The sequence below is a fragment of the Henriciella algicola genome (assembly GCF_003576245.1).
GTDB classification, from domain to species: Bacteria; Pseudomonadota; Alphaproteobacteria; order Caulobacterales; family Hyphomonadaceae; genus Henriciella; species Henriciella algicola.
The window spans coordinates 735,960-754,320 of record NZ_QWGA01000003.1; the positions used below are offsets into that span (position 1 = coordinate 735,960).

Consider the following 18,361-nt stretch of genomic DNA (forward strand, 5'->3'; position numbering starts at 1 on the left):
AGAACCAAGTGAGAGGAACGGGACCATGCAGGACTATCTCAAATTCTATATCAATGGCGAATGGGTCGACCCGGAAACGCCGCGCACCCTCGAAGTTGAAAACCCGGCCACTGAAGAGCCGTTTGCGCGCATCTCACTCGGCTCTGAAGCCGACGTAGACAAGGCTGTCGCAGCCGCGAAAGCCGCTTTCGAGTCCTTCTCGCAGACCTCCATCGAGTTCCGCGCAGAGCTTCTGGAAAAGATCGCTGCCGGCATCCAGGAACGCGCTGGCGACATGGCCAAGGCCATCTCTGATGAAATGGGCGCGCCAATGTGGCTAGCGAACGCCGCCCAGGTGCCAGCCGGCATGGGTCACTACATGACCGCTGCCAAGATCCTGCGCGAGTATCAGTGGGAAGAAGAGCGCGGCGCGACCCTGATCCGCAAGGAGCCGATCGGCGTCTGCGGTTTCATCACTCCGTGGAACTGGCCGCAAAACCAGATCGCCTGTAAGGTTGCGCCTGCAATCGCGACGGGTTGCACCATGGTGCTGAAGCCGTCTGAGATTGCACCGCTCGACGCGATGATCGTCGCAGAAATCTTCCACGATGCAGGCGTGCCACCGGGCGTCTTCAACCTCGTCAATGGCGATGGCCCAGGCGTTGGCGCCTACATGTCACAGCACCCTGGCATCGACATGATGAGCTTCACCGGTTCGACCCGCGCAGGCGTTCTCGTCAGCCAGGCTGCTGCCCCGACCGTCAAGCGCGTCGCGCTGGAACTCGGCGGCAAGTCCCCGAACATCGTCCTGCCGGATGCGGACCTGAAAAAGGCTGTCGCTGGCGGCGTCATGCAGATGATGACCAATACCGGCCAGTCCTGTAATGCGCCGTCGCGTATGCTTGTCCAGAAGGACCAGCAGGAAGAGGCGATTGCGATTGCCAAGGCAACCGCTGAGCAGGTCAAGGTTGGTGCAGGTGACGAAGCCCCTCGTGGCGCGATGGGCCCGATCGCCAATGGCAACCAGTGGAACAAGGTGCAGGACCTGATCCAGAAGGGCATCGACGAAGGCGCAACCCTCGTCACCGGTGGTACCGGCCGTCCAGAAGGCTTCAACAAGGGCTACTTCACCAAGCCGACCGTCTTTGCGAACGTCACCAACGACATGACGATTGCCCGCGAAGAAATCTTCGGCCCGGTTCTCTGCATCCTGCCTTACGAGACTGAAGAAGACGCGATCCGCATCGCAAACGACACAGTCTACGGCCTGTCGTCCTATGTGCAGTCGTCCGACCTCAACCATGCCCGCAAGGTCGGCAACCAGATCCGCGCAGGTAACGTCCACATCAATGGCGCAGGTCCGGACTTCGCGACCGGCGCATTCGGCGGCTACAAGCAGTCGGGTATCGGCCGCGAGTGGGGCGACTACGGCTTTGAGGAATTCCTCGAAGTGAAAACGGTCTTCGGTAACGCGCCAGCCTAAACCCCGCCTTTAAAGGCAACCAAATCAAAGCCCGCGGCGTCAAACCCGCGGGCTTTTTTGTCGCGGGCGCCAGCTGTCCGCGGAACGCGTCGGCACCCTGTCTGTTAGCTCAGCGTACCGCATTCACAGGAGCACACATGACTGAGATCAAACCCGGCCACAACGCAGCCCCTCTCTCCCTGAACCTCATCAACGGGACCAATTGGTCGCTCGGTGAGCAGGATGATGACGCGCATCCATGGCGGATGATCGTTGTCTATCGCGGCTTGCATTGCCCGCTCTGCAAGAAACAGCTGAAAGAGCTAAGCGGCAAGCTGAAGGATATTGCCGGCAAAGGCATCAGCGTTGTCGCCGCAACGATGGAAGACAAGTCGCGCGCGGAGAAAGCCCATAAGGAGTGGGAGCTGGACCAGCTTCCGATCGCCTACGAGATTGGCGAGGACTTTATCGAAAAGTTCGGCCTCTACACGTCTGAAGCAATCAATGATGATGAGCCGGACGTTTTCGCTGAACCAGCCCTGCTCGTCTTCAAGGGCACGGACTATCATATGGGGTGGGTGCAGTCCGTCCCATTCGCCCGCCCCGCCCTCGATGATGTCGTCAGCAGCATTGAGTTTGTCGAGAAGAAAGACTACCCGCCACGCGGCACTCGGTAGACCCGACCCTGAATTAAAAAGCCCGCCTCGAAGGCGGGCTTTTCTTTTATTGCTGGTCTTCGAGGCGGTTCAGGTTGCCTGAATAGTTCAGGATGAGCAGCCGCCCTTCCTGATCGAGTCCAAAGCTCGACATCGAACCGACGAGGTTTGCCCCCTCAAACACGTCATTCAGCCGCTGAAAATCGCTTGAAGGCACCGTCCGGCCAATGACGAGATCGCTTTCCGGCACAGACCAGAAATTGTTTGTGATAAAATCGCCAAAGACATAGTGGTCCTGAACCGCCTCAATGCTGCCGCGATAGACATATCCGCCCACAACTGAGCTGCCTTCAAACGGCCCATTGCCGTGCGCATATTCGGCGACAGGGGGCGTGAAAGCGGCATCGTCCGGGCCTTCGAATTGTTGGGTACCTTCGCGGGTATCCCAACCAAAGTTCGTCCCCGCTCCATCTGCCGGAAGCCGATTGATCTCCTCGATCGCGTCCTGACCGACATCGCCGAAGAACAGGTCACCCGTTACGGGGTCTACGCTGCCCCGGTAGGGATTGCGCACGCCGAGTGCGAAGATCTCGGGACGCCCGCCACCGCCCTCAAATGCATTGCCAGCCGGAATGGCATAGTCGCGCAGATCATCACCCGGGAAATCGTCGCCATTCACGTCGATGCGCAGGACCTTTCCGAGCAGTTCATCCGGATCTTGCGCATTCTCGTTCGGGTCACCCGAACCGCCTCCATCACCAAGCGGCACGTATAGAAGACCGTCATTGGAAAAGCCGATCCAGCCCGCATTGTGGTTACTCGCAGGTTGGGCAACGCGCAGGATGACATCCTTGGTGGATGGGTCGATCTGGGTTCTTGATCCGCTAAACGCGGTGTAGCGCCGGATCTCGGTATCGCCGGACGTGTTGGTCACGTTAATGTAGATCGTGCCGTCTGTCTCGTAGTCCGGAGAGAAAGCAAGTCCGAGCAGGCCCTGCTCTCCGGAGTAGGAGAGATCGCCCGCAAGATTCAGGAAGAGCGGGCTTGCAAGCGCGCCTGTCGCAGGGTTGTAGGCGTAGACCTCACCCGCCTTTTCAACAACTGCAAGCAATTCAGTGCCAGGTATCGGGGCTACAAAAACCGGCTCGAAGAAGGTCCCACTTATGGTGACGATCGTGCCGTTTTCAGCGACGTCGGCAACCGTGAGGGAGAGTGTCGTGCTTGTCGTCCCTCCCTTACCGTCGCTCGCCTCGACGTCGATCTCGTAGACGTTGTCGCTATCGGCATCCGCCGGGCGTTCGAAGTCGATAGGTGAGCGCGCCGAAAGCTCTCCTGTGTCGCTATCGAGATCGAAGAGCTGCGAGTCACCCGGGCCGGTGAACGCAAAACTGATGTCATCGCCGTCCGCATCCGTCGCCTCGAAGGTAAAGAGTACACCGGTCGTGTTCTCCTCAACGCTGATGCTCGACGCAGAGGTGAACTCTGGCGCGTTATTCGACGGCGGTGGCGGGGGAGGAGGTGGAGGCGGCGGCGCCGATGGCCCTCCGCTACTGTCACCGCCACCGCAAGCTGCGGCGAGAAGCAGTGTGGATACGGTGCAAAGCATACGCCTCATGAGGGGCTCCAGTTTCGTGTCTGACTAGACTTTGGCGCGATGCCTCAATCTTAAGGAAAGTTCATATCCAGTCTTTTGCAGAACCCGCCGCCTGCTGCAACCATTACAGATCGCGGTGCTGACGTTGCCTCGCGTTCAGCTTCACCCAATATAATGGGGACAGCATCTCCAGGACATTCTGACATGATGACCAAGACATATCTTATCCCGGCCCTCGCTTCGCTTGCGCTGCTAGGCGCTTGCGCGACAGCCACGCCTTATCAGGCCGCGTCGCCATCCGACCGCGGTTACACCGAGCAACAGATCGAGCAGAACCGCTGGGTCGTGAACTTCTCGGGCAACAGCCTGACCGACCGCCAGACGGTGGAGACCTATCTCCTCTATCGCGCAGCAGAGCTGACGGTGCAGACCGGCTATGACAATTTCCGCATGGTCCGTCGCACCACGGACGCAGACCGCAGCTTTGTCCCCGTTGGGGGCACTTACAGCCATTTCAGCCCGCATTACCGCTTCTACGGCCCGCGGGGGCGTGCGATCGCCTATTACCCGCACCATTGGGGCGGCTTTAACGACCCGTTTTTCTCACGCGCGCCAGATTACCGCGAAGTGACACGGTTTGAAGCGTCCGCTGAAATCCTGATGGGCCGTGGGCCATCCCCGGATGATCCGGCCTATTTCGACGCGCGTGACGTGCTGGCGAACCTGTCCGGCACGATCATGCGGCCGCAGCCGCGCTAAGCACGCAAGCAGCGCTGGCCAAATTCAGTCTCCCGGTCTTAAGTGAAGGCCGGGGGATTTTTCATGGCCGCACGAAAGACAGGCAAACCGGCAGTTTCAGTTCTGAGCCTCGTGGCCTATGGGCTGCTGCTCGCCGGAGGTGTGCTGGTGCTGCAATGGATTGAGTATGCGCAGTTTGCGCGCTTCCAGCCGGGGGGCCTGCTGGTCTCGCTCCTCGCTGCCCTCTTTCTCATCCTTGGCGTCTGGGTCGGGGCGCAGCTGTTTCGCAAGACCGCGCCGAGCGCTTCGGCCGGCAACCCGCAGGCGCGGGCGACACTCGGCATCAGTGACCGCGAGTTCGAGGTGCTGGAGCTTCTCGCGGCAGGTCAGTCCAACAAGGAAATCGCGCGCACGCTGGGTGTCTCGCCCAATACGGTCAAGACGCATGTCTCGCGCCTGCTTGAGAAGCTCGACGCGCGCCGCCGGACCGAAGCCATCCAGAAGGCGCGGGAGCTGCACATTGTCAGCTAGTCGATGCACATTCGGGTGATTTCACGAAAATCACCCTTTTGGGCGATAGGCGACCGGGCAGTTCAGGCGCCAGAGAGATGCCTCTGAAACAGGGAGACTATCAGATGCTGAAACGAATTGGCTGGGCCGGGGTGATTGCAGGCCTGATCGCGGGTGGGACGTTGCTGGTCATGATGATGGCCTTCAGGGACGTGCCGATGGAGGAGAACGGCATTGGCGCGCTCATCGGTTATGCGTCCATGCTGGTCGCGATGAGCTTCATCTTCATCGCCGTCAAGCGCCAGCGGGACATTGCGCAGGGGGGCGTGATCAAATTCCTGCCCGCCTTTGGCATGGGCCTCGCCATCAGCGCCCTGGCGGCCGTGATCTATGCGTTCGCCTGGGAAGTGACGCTGGTGATCACCGGTCTCGATTTCGGGAGCGACTATGCCAATGCCTCGATTGAGGCTGCCGAGGCGAAAGGCATGTCAGGCGCAGAGCTTGCAGCTTACGCAGAAAGGATGCGCGGCTTCGCCGAGATGTACGCCAATCCGCTGTTCCGCATCCCGATCACGATCACCGAGATCCTCCCCATAGGCGTTCTCGTATCGCTGGTGAGCGCGCTATTGTTGCGCAACAGGAAGTTTCTTCCGGCGCGAGAGGCCTGAATGAAAAAGCCCGCTCATTTCTGAGCGGGCTTCATCAGATCGTGGGTATGGCCGACGCTTAGCGCGGTGCCATCCGGATGGCGCCGTCGAGGCGGACATCTTCGCCGTTGAAGTAGGCGTTGGTGATCATCTGCTCTGCGAGCGATGCATACTCTTCCGGGTTGCCGAGGCGGGCCGGGTTCGGCACCTGCGCGCCGAGCGCCTGCTTGACGTTCTCCGGGGCGCCCTGCAGCAGCGGGGTGTTGAAGATACCTGGCAGGATCGTGTTGACGCGGATCATTTCGCGCGAGAGGTCACGTGCGATTGGAAGCGTCATGCCAACAACGCCGCCCTTGGAAGCGGAGTAAGCTGCCTGACCGATCTGGCCGTCTTCAGCCGCAACCGAAGCGGTGTTGACGATCGCACCGCGCTCACCGTCGATCGGGTCCAGCGTCATCATGCCAGCGGCAGACTTCGCGATGCAGCGGAAGGTGCCGACGAGGTTGATCTGGATAATGAGGTCGAACTTGTCGAGTGGGAAGTGGCTGATCTCGCCGCTGTTCTTGTCACGGCTTGCGGTCTTGATCGCGTTGCCCGTACCGGCGCAGTTCACGAGGATACGCTCCTGGCCGATGGCTTCGCGCGACTTCTTGAAGCCTGCGTCGACAGACGCTTCATCGGTGACGTTCACCTTGCAGAAAACGCCGCCGAGTTCCTTGGCGAGGGCTTCGCCCTTTTCTTCGTTGAGGTCGAACAGAGCGACCTTCACGCCGTGCGAGGCGAGTTGTCTTGCAGTGGCCGCGCCGAGGCCCGATGCGCCGCCTGTGATAACCGCGCTGATGTCTGAGCTGAGTTTCATGTCTGATAGGTCTCCCTTGAACGTTCGGCTGATGCGAGCGATCTATAGAGGCAAGAAAGGCTGTGCCAATGCGTCACCCAACGGAAATTGTGATCGAGAACGGAGAGGATGGGCCACGCGCCCTGCCGCTATCGCTTGAACGCGACCGCAGGCGCACCCGGAAAGGCTTCATGCCGAAGCTTTTGCGGGTCGCTGGACGTGTCCCGTTCGCGGATGATCTGGCGGCTGCGTATTACGCAGCAGTGGACCCAGCAACACCGCGCAAGGCGAAGGCCGTGCTGTTCGCCGCGCTGGGCTATTTCGTGCTGCCGACTGACTGGGTGCCGGACTTTGTTGTCGGCTTCGGCTTTGCAGACGATGCGACGGTTCTCGCGACGGCGCTGTCGATTGTCGGGGCGCAAGTGCGCGAACGCCACCGCCGGGCCGCCCGCAGGCTACTCGACCTTCCAGAACCCCAGAATGACGACGCCTAAAAGCGGCTTAGCCGCCTAGCTGGTGCCCGGGTCAAAGGTCTGCGCGGCCTTGTTGATCTCAACGGCGCCCTGCGAGCCTGCAACCTCATAGATCGAGAGGCGGCGCTCCGTCGTGCCGGAGCGGTCAAAACGGAAGACACCGTTCACGCCAAGATATCCGTCCTGCGAGGCGATTTCGTCACGGGTGACTTCGCCGTCTGCGCCAAGCTGGCTGACGAGAGCGGCTGCGTCATAGGCGGTGGAGGCGAGCGAGCTTGGGCCGGTGCCATAGATGCGCTGGAACTTGGTGTTGAAGGCCTGAACGTCATCACGCGATGGCGCAACGAACCAGCCACCCCGCAGTGACGGCTCACGCCAGATCGCGCGGTCGTCCCAACCGGAAAGACCCATCATCTGCACATTGCGGCTCATGCCGTAATAGCTGAGAAGCGGGCCGACGCGGCGAAGCTGTGTGCCGCGCTCCGGGATGAGGATGGCGACCTTGCCGCCGCCCTGCTGGGCGTTGTTCACCGCATTCGCGATATAGCGCGCCTCGGAATCCGGGGACTGCGTGCTTTCTGGATAGAAACCGCTTGCGGCCACGCGGCCACCGACACGGCTCGCTTCACGCTGGAGGGCGGTTTCGATGCGTTGGCCAAGAGCGCTCTGCGGCCCGAAATAGGCGAACTGGCGATAGCCTTGTGACACAGCATAGCTGACCAGCGCAGCGACTTCCTGCTCCGGCGTGATTGAGGCGAGCCAGGTGTTGCCGCCTGCAACGCTGCTGTCATTGGAGAAGCCGATGATCTGGGTCTCAGCCCCAAGGCCCTCACGGTTCAGCGCCTCGATATTGGTGCCGAAGAGCGGACCAAGGATGACATCTGCGCCCTCATCAAGCACTTCCTGCGCCATGGCGATGGCCTGGCTTTGGGAGCCTGCCGTGTCTTTCGGAAGGACCAGCATGTTCTCGCCTGCATGGTCGAAGAGCGCCATTTCGATACCGGCCAGCATGCCTTCGGCTTCGGCACGCACGCCGGAATTGGGGTGCGAGAATGGAAGAAGCACGCCAATACGGAACAGATCGCGGTCGCCCATGAAGTCCGGCGTGAAATAGCCATTGTCAGCTTCGGGCACATTGTCGGCTGGCGTGATGCCTTCATCGTCGTGGAGGCCATCGAGGCCTTCTTCCTCGACGCCCTGGTCAGCGCGATCCGTGCGGTCATTTCCGCGGTCGCCGCGGCTTTGCCCGGTCTCGATCGGCGCAGGCGGACGCATCGGATCGGTCGCGCAGGCGGCCACCAGCAGAAAACTTGCCAGCACAAGGCTTGGCGCAAGACGCGCAAAGCGCGATGGTAGACCAGATGTCATCAAGTTTTCCTTCTTCTCGATCGAGCGACCAGAGGTCTGGCGAGACTAGTGCCGGGCCGAGGCCCGCGCAACATGAAGTCGCGCGTCTTGATCCCGGGCTCTACATTGTGTCGACGCCAATCGGCAACCTCAGAGATATTACACTTCGCGCTTTGGACACGCTCGCCGCTGTGGATGAAATCCTCGCAGAGGATACGCGCGTTGCCCGCAAGCTGCTTGATGCCCATGGCATTCACGCGAAACTGAGCCCCTATCATGACCATAATGGGGCCGAGCGCCGCCCCGGCCTGATTGAGCGGCTCGCAGACGGCGCGCGCCTGGCGCTGATCTCGGATGCTGGCACGCCGCTTGTGTCCGATCCGGGCTGGAAGCTGGTGCATGAAGCACGCGAAGCGGGTGTGCGGATCATTCCCGTCCCGGGCGCATCGGCGATGCTTGCGGGTCTTGTCGCGTCGGGTCTTGCGAGCGACCGGTTCATGTTCTGCGGCTTCCTTCCGCCAAAGACGGGCCCGCGCAAGCGCGCCGCAGAAGAACTGAAGGTGGTGCCGTCGACCCTCATCTTCTATGAAGGCGGCTCACGGCTCGCCGCGTCGCTGGCCGACCTTGCAGAAACGCTTGGACCGCGGCGCGACTGTGTTGTCGCGCGCGAGCTGACCAAGCTGTTCGAGGAAGTGCGCAGCGGCACGCTGGAAGAACTGGCGGCTCACTATGAAACCAATGGCGCACCGAAGGGCGAGATCGTCGTTCTGATCGGCCCGCCAGAGGTACGGGCGGCTGAGGCGGGCGATATCGATACCGCGCTTATCGACGCCATGCAGCGCCTGCCGATGAAGGCGGCCGCCAATGAGGTGGCCGATGTGTTCGGCCTTTCGAAGCGTGATCTCTATCAGCGCGCGCTGCAGCTCAAGAATGGCTAGGAAGGGACGGCGCCAGGCAGCAGAAACGCGCGGCCGCCGCGCCGAAACACTGGCCGCGCTCTGGCTTCGCCTGAAGGGCTATCGCATCCTTGCGAAGCGCGTACGCCTGCCTGTTGGCGAAATTGATCTGATTGCACGCAAGGGCGGCGTCCTCGCCTTCGTTGAGGTGAAGGCACGCGCTGACTTCACAACCGCAGCGAATGCGGTCACTGCTTCTTCCTGGAAACGCATCAACCGCGCGGCTGACAGCTGGACTGCGCGCCGGCCCGACCTTCGCGCGCTCAGCTGGCGCTTTGACCTGATGGTGATCCAGCCGCGCAGCAGGCCCGTGCACCTGGCTGACCAGTGGCGCCCAGATTTCGCCCCAAGCGGACGCTAGGGCGGTTACAGACTAGACTAAGAACCGAAGAGGCTCACATGGCTATTACACGTCTCATGGCCCCGCTCCTTCTGAGCACGTTTGCGCTGGGCGGCTGCGTTGCCGCCGCTGTTGGTACCGCAGGCGCCGTAGGTGTCGCCGCCGTTCAGGACCGCACAGTCGGAGAGGCGGTCGACGACGCATCTGCTTCGAATGAGATCAAGGCCAAGCTGCTGGCAGAAGGCGGTTATGGCGAAGTGGATGTCGAGGTTTCCAACGGCCTCGCCCTACTGTCAGGCCGCGTCGCCAGCCCGGAGATGCGGGTGAAGGCCGAAGATATCGCCTGGAGCTCGACCCGCGTGACAGATGTCGCCAATGAGATCCAGATCGAAGCGCCCGGCGGCTTTTTCGCCAATGCCTCCGATGAGCTGATCACGGCGCGGGTCCGCTCGTCCCTAATCGCCGCCCGTGACATCAAGAGCGTCAACTTCAACATCGAGACGTATAATGGCGTCGTCTATCTGATGGGGCTTGCCCGTTCGGACGCTGAACTTGAGGCCGCTGCCGAGAAGGCGAGCCTCGTTGGCGGCGTGAACCGGGTCGTCTCCTATGTCCGCGTGCGCGAAACGCCTCGCCGCGCCGGCGCCGTCACCCGTGCACCGGACGACGAGCTGCTTGGCGGAGCTGTCTACTAGAAGGCAGCGCCCCTAGCGGGCCGTCAGCGTCTCGCCCCAGTCCGACGTCATGGTGAGAAGGCCGGTCTCATCGATCTGCATCTGTGAGACATTCTCCATAAGGTCGAGGAAGAAGGCTTCCTGCTCCATGACTTCAGGCATGCAGGCCTTGCGCGTCAGGGCGATTGGCCCAATGGATAGGATGCTGTCCTCAATCGTACCGCTCGCCGTGTAGGCATTGCACGACGCATTGCCGCTGATCTGACCGTTCGCATCAAAGCGCAGCACGATCGGCGCAGAGGTCATCACCGGCTCTCCGTTGAGGCGGGCAATCATCCAGTCACGACCAGCAACATCAGACAGGGTCACCTCATCGCGCCCGGCTGGCGACAGCATGACCATGCCAAGATCGTTGCGCGCCGCGTCTGCCACGAAACTTAGCGCATCCTCGGTCTGCCAGAGAAGTTCACCTGCATTGTCGAGGATGGTGGCCGTGAAATTCAGGCTTTCGGTGCCAGACGCTTCGCCATCCTCAGTGACAGTAATCTCGAACGGAATTGGTACCTGGCGGCCATTCAGCGCGAAGCTCTGCTCGGCCAGCGTGGTCTCGCCGGTGGCCTCGACGCGCATCACCGAAAGGTTTGCGACCGCGTCCTGAGGCAGCGCAATACGCTGGCGATAGGTCAGCGATCCGAAGACGCTTTTCTCTTGCATGGTCGTTTCCGCTTCCGGCGCAGCAACCTCGCCTGTCGGTGCGGGCGCTGGGGCCGTTTCTGCCAGATTGGTCTGAGCGCAGGCGGTCAGTAGGACCAGTCCGCAGCAGGCGAGCGACATTTGTTTCATGAAAGACCTCTTGTCTGGCGTTATCGATCCTTATCGCCACGCACCGCCATTCAGCAAGTTCTGCAGGGCGTCGCCTAGACTAATAGCGCTTCTGATTTCAGAAATTCACGGTTGAGTGATCCACTACCAGTCTCTGGTCGTAACGATAGAACAGGGGCGATTTATTCTGTTACACCACCTTGTTTATTATACATTTTTTAATGATCCAGCCGGATTTACCGGCCGTAGACATGGCTCCACAAACAAGAAGGAGCCTCCCCCATGAAAAAGTTCTTTGCATCCGTCGCAGCCACCGCCCTCTTCGTTGGCGGCGCTGGCGTCGCTTTTGCTGACAGCCATTCGGAAATGTCCGACAAAAAGGACATCGTTGAGACCGCATCTTCCAAGGAAGACTTCTCGACCCTCGTCACCGCAGTGTCTGAAGCCGGTCTGGTCGAAGCGCTGCAAGGCGATGGCCCGTTCACGGTCTTCGCACCGACCAATGACGCGTTCGCAGCGCTGCCGGACGGCACGGTCGAGACCCTGCTGATGGACGAGAATATCGACCAGCTGCAGGCGATCCTGAAGCTTCACGTCGTGGCCGGCAAGATCAAGTCCAAGGACATCGCTGAAGGTACGACCGAAGTTGAAACCCTTGGCGGCGAGACGATCGAAGTCGTGAATGATGGCCATTCCATCACTGTCGGCGGCGCGGAAGTCATCATGGCAGACGTCTACACCTCCAATGGTGTGATCCACGCCATCGACGGCGTCATCCTGCCAGAATAAATCCCCTTCCTCCCAGGGATTGCGAAAGCGCCCTCTCCACCACGGAGGGGGCGTTTTTTTGTGCCTGCCGCCAAAGCAATGCCCGCTAGGCGCTTATCAAAGCAGGCAATCATCTTCATATAGCCAGTCAGAAGAGATTTGATGGAGGGCAAGGCGCCATGAGCTTGCGGATCGCGATCCAGATGGACCCGCTGGAAGAGGTCAATATCAACGCCGACACCACTTTCGCCCTGGCTGAAGAAGCGCAGGCACGTGGCCACAAGCTGTTCGTATATGGCCCGCAGCATCTAAGCTTTGACACGGGCAGGCTGCTCGCACGCGCGCGCCCGGCAACAGTCCAGCGCGTGAAAGAGACGCCGGGCGTTTTCGGCGATGAGACGGTGCTTGATTTGGCGGACGACATTGATGTCGTCCTGATGCGTCAGGATCCGCCCTTCGACATGTCCTACATCACTGCCTGCCACCTGCTCGAGCTACTCAAGGGGCAGACGCTGGTGCTGAATGATCCAGAGTTCGTCCGCTCCGGCCCGGAAAAGCTTTTCCCGCTCCTCTTCCCGGAAATCATCCCTGACACGCTTATCTCACGCGACCTGAAGGCGATCGAAGCCTTCCGCGACCACCACCGCGACATCATCATCAAGCCGCTTTATGGCAATGGCGGTGCGGGCGTCTTCCGGATGAAGGAAGATGACAGCAACTTCTCTTCCCTAATGGAGATGTTCCTTGAGCGTACCCGCGAACCGCTGATCGCACAGGCTTTCCTGCCGGCTGTCAGCAATGGCGACAAGCGCGTCATCCTCGTGAACGGTGAAGCGGTTGGCGCGATCAACCGACGCCCCAAAAAGGGCGAGACACGCTCCAACATGCATGTCGGCGGGACGGCAGAACCGACAGAGCTTTCCGACATCGATCGACGCATCTGTGATATCATTGGCCCGGAGCTGCGCCGGCGCGACCAGCTTTTTGTCGGTATTGATGTGATTGGCGACAAGCTGACCGAAGTAAATGTGACCTCGCCGACCGGCATACAGGAGCTGAAGCGCTTTTCCGGTATCGATGCGGCCGCCATTTTCTGGGATTGTGTGCAAGATAGAGTTGCCAAATCCTGAGGTCGCGCACACTCTGGAGGAATGAATATGAAAGCTTTCTCGCTCGCCGCTGGCCTTGCAATCGCTCTGGCAGGAACTGCCTGTTCTGAGCAGGCGCCCGCCGAACCGGAGAACGTGTCGGCGCAGACGGCCGCACCTGCTGCTGTCGAGGCACCAGCCGCGACCTCGTCCAGTTCGCGCTTCAATCTACGGATACCGGGGGGCGAACCTGTCGCTGCTCCGCAATCTTCCGGCGGTTTCAATCTTCGCACGCCGGATGCGCCTGCCCCGGCTGAGGATATTCCGATGCCAGCCGGCTCCAGTGCCGCGCGTCTGAGTGATGTGCCTGAAGTCACTGTTCCGGGCCTCAACAATCCGGCCGCTGACATCGCGACCCGCAGCCGGAGAGAAGCCCCGGAAGTGAATACTGAGGATGATGACGACGTCATCCGTCTCGACTAGGCCGACACCCGATTAAACCTTCGGGCGATATTGTTCTTTCTTTGTTCCGCGCCTCATGCTAGGCCGGACAGTGAAAGGATATTGCCATGGTCTGCCGCGTCACGACTTTTGCCTTTGAGGGTATCGAGGCCAAGCCTGTCGACGTTCAGGTGCAGATCAGTTCAGGCAATCCGTTCTTCACCATAGTCGGCCTGCCAGACAAGGCCGTTGGCGAGAGCAAGGAGCGCGTGCGCGCCGCCTTCTCCGCCATAGGTCTCGCCACGCCGCCCAAGCGGATCACCGTCAACCTTGCGCCCGCTGACCTTCCCAAGGAAGGCAGCCATTATGACCTTGCAATCGCGCTCGCCATGCTGGCGGCAATGGGCGTTATCGCGCCTGATGCACTGGACGGGCATGCCGCGATTGGAGAGCTGTCACTCGACGGCGCGCTGGGTCCGACGCTGGGGGTCCTTCCAGCAGCCATGGCTGCGCAGGCCATGGATCTGCGCCTCATCTGCCCCGAAGTTTGCGGCCCGGAAGCTGCCTGGGCTGGCGAGGGGACGCTCGCCGTGCCGAGCCTCATTGCCATGATCAATCATTTCGCAGGCCGGGTCAGCCTGCCTGCGCCTGTCGCCGGAGAACTCGCGCCGCCGCAGGCCGTGCCGAACTTAGCTGACGTGAAAGGGCAGGACGGCGCCAAGCGCGTGCTGGAGATTGCCGCTGCCGGTGGACATAACTTGCTTTTCTGCGGGCCGCCCGGCTCAGGCAAATCGATGCTGGCCCAGCGGCTGCCAGGCCTGCTGCCACCTCTTTCCGCGACCGAGCTTCTTGAGGTTTCGCAAATTCAATCAGTTGCCGGAATGCTGGAGCGCGGCAAGCTTTCGCGCCAGCGCCCATTCCGCGCGCCGCACCATTCGGCCTCCATGGCGGCCCTTGTTGGCGGCGGTATCAAGGCAAGGCCGGGCGAGGTCTCTCTCGCCCATCACGGCGTCCTTTTCCTTGATGAGCTACCGGAGTTTCCGGCGCAGGTGCTCGATAGCCTGCGCCAGCCGCTGGAAGACGGCGCTGTCGTGATCTCGCGCGCCAACCGCCATGTGAAATACCCGGCCCGCTTCCAGCTTGTTGCGGCCATGAACCCCTGCCGCTGCGGCGGTGGGCCGGGTGACGGCGCCTGCAGGCGCGGACCTGCCTGCGCGCGCCAGTACCAGTCCCGCATCTCCGGGCCTTTCTTTGACCGGATCGACCTGTTCTTCGACACCCCGCCCGTCACCGCGATCGACCTTACCCTGCCTGCCCCGACCGAAGGCACGGCTGAAGCCTCTGCACGGGTACAGCAGGCACGTGACATCCAGACCGACCGGTTCGAACAATTCGGCGCGGGCGATGGTCGCCGCCCCATTAATGCAGACGCCCCGACCCACAGCCTGACGGATATCGCCTCACCGGATGAGTCGGCCAACGCCCTCCTTGCGGATGCGGCCGCAAAGCTCGCCCTGTCGGCGCGGGCCTATCACCGGGTCCTGAAAGTCGCGCGCACGATTGCAGACCTTGATGGCGCGGGCGGGGTGCGGCGCGCCCATGTCGCCGAAGCGCTGTCCTATCGCCGCCGTCCGCCCGAGGGCGAGACGCTCAGCACTGCCCGCTCGCTCGCCCATTAAGCCCCGCGCCAGTTAAGTCATTGCTCAATCTTTGGCGGTAGGACTGGGCGCCATGACAGAGAAGAATGACGCTTCGTCGGCCGAGCAGGCCTTTCTGGCAACGACCAGCCACGAAATCCGCACACCCCTGAACGGCATTCTCGGCACGGTCTCGCTGCTTCTGGAAACTGAGCTCGACCCGGCCCAGAAAGAATATGCCGAAGCGATCCGCGCGTCTGGCTCGCGTCTTCTCGATCTGCTTAACAACATTCTCGACTATGCCCGCCTCGATACGGCCGCGCCGGAGCTTGAGCCAGAAGTCTTTTGCGTGCGCGACCTTGCCCGCGAAGTCACAGAGCTTCTGTCCCCGCGAGCCCATGCAGCAGGCCTCGACCTTGGCGTGCTCTGCCGTCCCGGCGTGCCCGCCAGCATGAAGGCCGATGCAGGCAAGCTCCGCCAGATCCTGTTCAACCTCGTCGGCAATGCGCTCAAATTTACTGAAAGCGGCGGTGTCCTGGTCGACATGGATTTTCAGCACGGCAAGCTCATCTTCAATGTCCGCGACACAGGCCCGGGCATTGCTGCCGCAGACCAGACCCGCCTTTTCGACGCCTTCCGGCAGACCTCTCCCGATGATGCCCGCAAGGATGGCGGCGTCGGGCTTGGCCTCGCCATCGTGAAACGCCTCAGTGAGGCGATGGGCGGCTCGATCACGCTGCAAAGTGCGCCGGGCGACGGCACGTGCTTTCGCGCAGAAGCGCCCGCTGAGATCATCGCCGACGCAGAGACGATCCGCTCCGACAAGCTGTCTGGTATCCACGTCGCCTTTGCCGGCCTTCCGACTTCGACGTCACTGTCGGCCTGGGGGGCGCTGGAAGAAAGCGGCGCGCGCGTCTCAATTGTCCATTCGGCAGAAGAGGCGCGCCGCGCGCGTCCCACACTGGTCATCGCCGCCGCAGAGCTTCCCGAACGCAGCCTGAAGGCGTTAACCGGAATTGCCCCTGTGCTTGTTGTGGTACGCCCCGCAGATCGCGGTCTGATCAGCCGCTTTCACAAGATGGGCGTCACCGGCTGGCTCGTGCGTCCGCTTCGCGGCTCCTCTCTCGTCGAGCGTGTCTTGTTGGTCTCCCAAGGCGGCAAAGGCGGTGAAGAAGAACCCGCCGCATCCGCGGGCGGCCGCGTCCTCATCGCAGACGATAATCCGGTGAATGCGCTGATTGCACGGCGTGCCTTGGAATCGGCCGGATTCAGCGTCACGGTTGCCTCAACCGGGCGCGAGGCCGTCGATGTAGCGAAGACGATTTCGCCCGCCCTGGTGTTTATGGATTTGCGTATGCCGATCATGGACGGCTATGAAGCAATGAAAGCCCTTAGAGAGGCCGGACAGACCATGCCGATCATTGCGATCTCTGCAGAAATCAACCCTGAAATCGAGCGCCGGGCGCGCAAATCCGGCGCCGATGGCGTCGCCGCCAAACCGCTCGATGCTGAAGCGCTCCGCCGTCTCGCCACTGACTGGACCGCACGCCGGCAAGGAGCCGCATGAGCAACACCGCCCTACCGACGGCGGGCAACCGCACTGTCGGCGAAACGCTGAAGCAGTTCGCCCAGCCGAAGATGGCGATGATGCTGGTGCTCGGCTTCACCGCCGGCCTGCCATTCCTTCTCTATTTTTCGACGCTCTCGGTCTGGCTGAAAGAGAGCGGCATTGAAGAAGCCCTGATCGGTTTCTTCTCCTGGTTTGGCCTCGCCTATTCCTTCAAGTTTGTGTGGGCGCCGCTCGTCGACCGGTTCGACCCGCCCGGCCTTGCCAAATTGTTCGGTCGCCGCCGCGCCTGGATCTTTGTCGCGCAGATCGGCATCGCGCTCTCCATGGTCGGCCTCGGCTTTTCCAATCCGACGTCGAGCCTCGCTGTCACCGCGCTCTTCTCATTCCTGATCGCTTTCAGCTCCGCGACGCAGGACATCGGCATCGACGCATGGCGGATCGAAGCTGCCGCCAATGATGACGAACAGGCGACCCTCGCCGCCGCCTACCAGTATGGCTACAAGGTTGGCATGGTGATCTCGGGCGGCGTGGCGCTTGTGATCGCAGGCGTCGCCAGCTTCCCCGTCGCCTATTGGGTCATGGCCGCCACGATGGGCCTAGCCGCCTTCGTGTTCGCGATCTGGGACCGGCGCTATGGAATCCATGCCGCCGCTGCCGCGGGCCTGATCCTTCTAACAGTCGGTTTTGCCTCCGCCTTCGGCTCTTTCGCTGGCGTTCTGGAAGACGGCACGATCGGCCACACGCTGATGGTCGGCATTTCATGGCTCTGCTACCTCGTTGCTGCCGCTGCCGCTGTTGGCTTTGTCATTGCTGCGACGCTCGCCCTGAAAAGCCCGCCGGACGGTGTGGAGTTTTCCGCCAGCAGCCTGTTTCTCGGTATTGGTTTTGCCGTTGGCGCTTTCCTCGTGGTGGCCGTTATCGCTGCCCTGCTCGGTGCGGGCCTGCCAGCGGCATTCGGCGCGCTTGGCATTGAGCTGGAACGCAGCACAGTCGCGCAAGCCGCCATCTATATCGCAGCGGCGCCGATCATCGCATGCGCCATCGCCATCCCCTTCATTCGCCGCCTGAAGCCGGACGCCCCGCAGCTGCGCAACCCGACCATGGCGCCCTTTCTTGATTTCTTCTGGCGTCATGGCTGGATCGCCCTGCTGATCCTGCTTTTCGTATCCTCCTACAGGCTCAGCGACATCGTCATGGGCATCATGGCAAAGCCCGCCTACACCCATATGGGCTATGACGCTGAAGCCATCGGCATCGTCAGCGGTACCTATGGCCCGTGGATCATCTTTGTCGGTGTCGCAATGGCGGGCTTTTCAGCGGTGAAGTTCGGGCTTCGCACCTCGCTCATCATCGGCGCGATCGTTTCGGTGCTCGGCAATCTCACCTTTGCGTGGCTGGTCAACCAGCCCTCCAGCAGTCTTGTCCCGCTGTTCATCGCGGTGACAGCGGACAATATTGCGGGCGGCTATGCCGGCACCGTGTTCGTGGCCTTCATGTCGACCATGGTCGCCAAATCCTTTGCGGGGACGCAGTACGCCATTTTCAGCTCGGTCTACTCGCTCGGGCCCAAACTGGTGGCGGGCACGTCCGGCGTGATGGTGCAGACCTTCAGCGGCGGCGTCGATGCGGCAGCGACCGTCGAGGGCTATTCGAAGTTCTTCCTGTTTGCCGCCGTGCTCGGCGTGCCAGCGATCCTGCTCTCCTGGTTTGCGCACAAGATGAAGCCAGACCGCGAAGCCGTCCTGCAGAATGCGCCGCCTCCAGGCGTGGATACGGGCACAGGCAGCTCATCGGACGCCGCCGAACGCGCCTGATCCCCGC

At 61.5% G+C, this 18,361-nt stretch carries 19 protein-coding genes; 15 read left to right on the forward strand and 4 right to left on the reverse strand.

Features of this window, described 5'->3' with window-relative positions; translation table 11 throughout:
• Positions 1 to 25: 25 nt before the first annotated feature.
• Both D1222_RS03995 and D1222_RS04000 read left to right on the forward strand, forming a co-directional pair.
• Positions 26 to 1,462 (forward strand): aldehyde dehydrogenase family protein, encoded by a 1,437-nt coding sequence (locus tag D1222_RS03995; RefSeq protein WP_119452921.1) that lies wholly within the window; start codon positions 26 to 28, stop codon positions 1,460 to 1,462.
• Positions 1,463 to 1,599: 137 nt separating this feature from the next.
• Positions 1,600 to 2,118: a redoxin domain-containing protein gene (locus D1222_RS04000; RefSeq protein ID WP_119452922.1), complete on the forward strand. Its 519-nt coding sequence runs from the start codon at positions 1,600 to 1,602 to the stop codon at positions 2,116 to 2,118.
• 46 nt (positions 2,119 to 2,164) lie between these two features.
• Here the strand turns inward: D1222_RS04000 and D1222_RS04005 are convergent, their stop codons facing one another.
• Complete coding sequence (locus D1222_RS04005; RefSeq protein ID WP_233348504.1) at positions 2,165 to 3,712, reverse strand: PQQ-dependent sugar dehydrogenase; 1,548 nt, start codon at positions 3,710 to 3,712, stop codon at positions 2,165 to 2,167.
• 183 nt (positions 3,713 to 3,895) lie between these two features.
• On the opposite strand from D1222_RS04005, the gene D1222_RS04010 reads away from it, so the two are divergent.
• The 3 genes from D1222_RS04010 to D1222_RS04020 all read left to right on the forward strand — a co-directional run bounded on the left by D1222_RS04010 (position 3,896) and on the right by D1222_RS04020 (position 5,607).
• Positions 3,896 to 4,450 (forward strand): CC0125/CC1285 family lipoprotein, encoded by a 555-nt coding sequence (locus tag D1222_RS04010; protein ID WP_119452924.1) that lies wholly within the window; start codon positions 3,896 to 3,898, stop codon positions 4,448 to 4,450.
• A 63-nt stretch (positions 4,451 to 4,513) separates the two neighbouring features.
• Positions 4,514 to 4,960: a response regulator transcription factor gene (locus D1222_RS04015; protein ID WP_119452925.1), complete on the forward strand. Its 447-nt coding sequence runs from the start codon at positions 4,514 to 4,516 to the stop codon at positions 4,958 to 4,960.
• 104 nt (positions 4,961 to 5,064) lie between these two features.
• The gene (locus D1222_RS04020) at positions 5,065 to 5,607 is read left to right on the forward strand and encodes a DUF4199 domain-containing protein (protein WP_119453717.1); all 543 of its coding nucleotides are present in this window, start codon (positions 5,065 to 5,067) and stop codon (positions 5,605 to 5,607) included.
• Positions 5,608 to 5,665: 58 nt separating this feature from the next.
• Here the strand turns inward: D1222_RS04020 and D1222_RS04025 are convergent, their stop codons facing one another.
• Positions 5,666 to 6,445: an SDR family NAD(P)-dependent oxidoreductase gene (locus D1222_RS04025; RefSeq protein ID WP_119452926.1), complete on the reverse strand. Its 780-nt coding sequence runs from the start codon at positions 6,443 to 6,445 to the stop codon at positions 5,666 to 5,668.
• Positions 6,446 to 6,513: 68 nt separating this feature from the next.
• Between D1222_RS04025 and D1222_RS04030 the strand changes: the two genes are divergently transcribed.
• The gene (locus D1222_RS04030) at positions 6,514 to 6,918 is read left to right on the forward strand and encodes a YkvA family protein (RefSeq protein ID WP_119452927.1); all 405 of its coding nucleotides are present in this window, start codon (positions 6,514 to 6,516) and stop codon (positions 6,916 to 6,918) included.
• A 15-nt stretch (positions 6,919 to 6,933) separates the two neighbouring features.
• Here the strand turns inward: D1222_RS04030 and D1222_RS04035 are convergent, their stop codons facing one another.
• Complete coding sequence (locus D1222_RS04035; RefSeq protein ID WP_119452928.1) at positions 6,934 to 8,265, reverse strand: penicillin-binding protein activator; 1,332 nt, start codon at positions 8,263 to 8,265, stop codon at positions 6,934 to 6,936.
• Between D1222_RS04035 and rsmI the strand changes: the two genes are divergently transcribed.
• From rsmI to D1222_RS04050, 3 genes are read left to right on the forward strand one after another with little or no spacing between them, the layout of a single operon-like run.
• The gene (rsmI, locus tag D1222_RS04040; RefSeq protein ID WP_119453719.1) at positions 8,259 to 9,182 is read left to right on the forward strand and encodes a 16S rRNA (cytidine(1402)-2'-O)-methyltransferase; all 924 of its coding nucleotides are present in this window, start codon (positions 8,259 to 8,261) and stop codon (positions 9,180 to 9,182) included. The two genes, D1222_RS04035 and rsmI, sit on opposite strands and share 7 nt — an antisense overlap.
• Complete coding sequence (locus tag D1222_RS04045) at positions 9,175 to 9,561, forward strand: YraN family protein (RefSeq protein ID WP_119453718.1); 387 nt, start codon at positions 9,175 to 9,177, stop codon at positions 9,559 to 9,561. The genes rsmI and D1222_RS04045 overlap by 8 nt, the downstream gene beginning before the upstream one ends.
• Positions 9,562 to 9,599: 38 nt before the next feature.
• Entirely contained in the window at positions 9,600 to 10,235 is a 636-nt protein-coding gene (locus tag D1222_RS04050) for a BON domain-containing protein (protein ID WP_119452929.1), read from the forward strand.
• A 12-nt stretch (positions 10,236 to 10,247) separates the two neighbouring features.
• Here the strand turns inward: D1222_RS04050 and D1222_RS04055 are convergent, their stop codons facing one another.
• Positions 10,248 to 11,057, reverse strand: coding sequence for an META domain-containing protein (locus D1222_RS04055; protein WP_119452930.1), 810 nt, complete (start codon positions 11,055 to 11,057; stop codon positions 10,248 to 10,250).
• 261 nt (positions 11,058 to 11,318) lie between these two features.
• Between D1222_RS04055 and D1222_RS04060 the strand changes: the two genes are divergently transcribed.
• The 6 genes from D1222_RS04060 to D1222_RS04085 all read left to right on the forward strand — a co-directional run bounded on the left by D1222_RS04060 (position 11,319) and on the right by D1222_RS04085 (position 18,354).
• Positions 11,319 to 11,825, forward strand: coding sequence for a fasciclin domain-containing protein (locus D1222_RS04060; RefSeq protein WP_119452931.1), 507 nt, complete (start codon positions 11,319 to 11,321; stop codon positions 11,823 to 11,825).
• Positions 11,826 to 11,983: 158 nt separating this feature from the next.
• A complete protein-coding gene (gshB, locus tag D1222_RS04065) occupies positions 11,984 to 12,934 on the forward strand; it encodes a glutathione synthase (protein ID WP_182481861.1) in 951 nt (316 codons plus the stop codon).
• Between the two features lie 27 nt (positions 12,935 to 12,961).
• On the forward strand, positions 12,962 to 13,375 hold the full coding sequence (locus D1222_RS04070; RefSeq protein WP_147371813.1) for a hypothetical protein: 414 nt from the start codon (positions 12,962 to 12,964) through the stop codon (positions 13,373 to 13,375).
• Between the two features lie 86 nt (positions 13,376 to 13,461).
• On the forward strand, positions 13,462 to 15,012 hold the full coding sequence (locus D1222_RS04075; protein ID WP_119452933.1) for a YifB family Mg chelatase-like AAA ATPase: 1,551 nt from the start codon (positions 13,462 to 13,464) through the stop codon (positions 15,010 to 15,012).
• A 52-nt stretch (positions 15,013 to 15,064) separates the two neighbouring features.
• Positions 15,065 to 16,537 (forward strand): ATP-binding protein, encoded by a 1,473-nt coding sequence (locus tag D1222_RS04080; RefSeq protein ID WP_119452934.1) that lies wholly within the window; start codon positions 15,065 to 15,067, stop codon positions 16,535 to 16,537.
• Positions 16,534 to 18,354, forward strand: coding sequence for an AmpG family muropeptide MFS transporter (locus D1222_RS04085; RefSeq protein ID WP_119452935.1), 1,821 nt, complete (start codon positions 16,534 to 16,536; stop codon positions 18,352 to 18,354). Before D1222_RS04080 ends, D1222_RS04085 begins: the two co-directional genes overlap by 4 nt.
• Positions 18,355 to 18,361 lie beyond the last annotated feature (7 nt).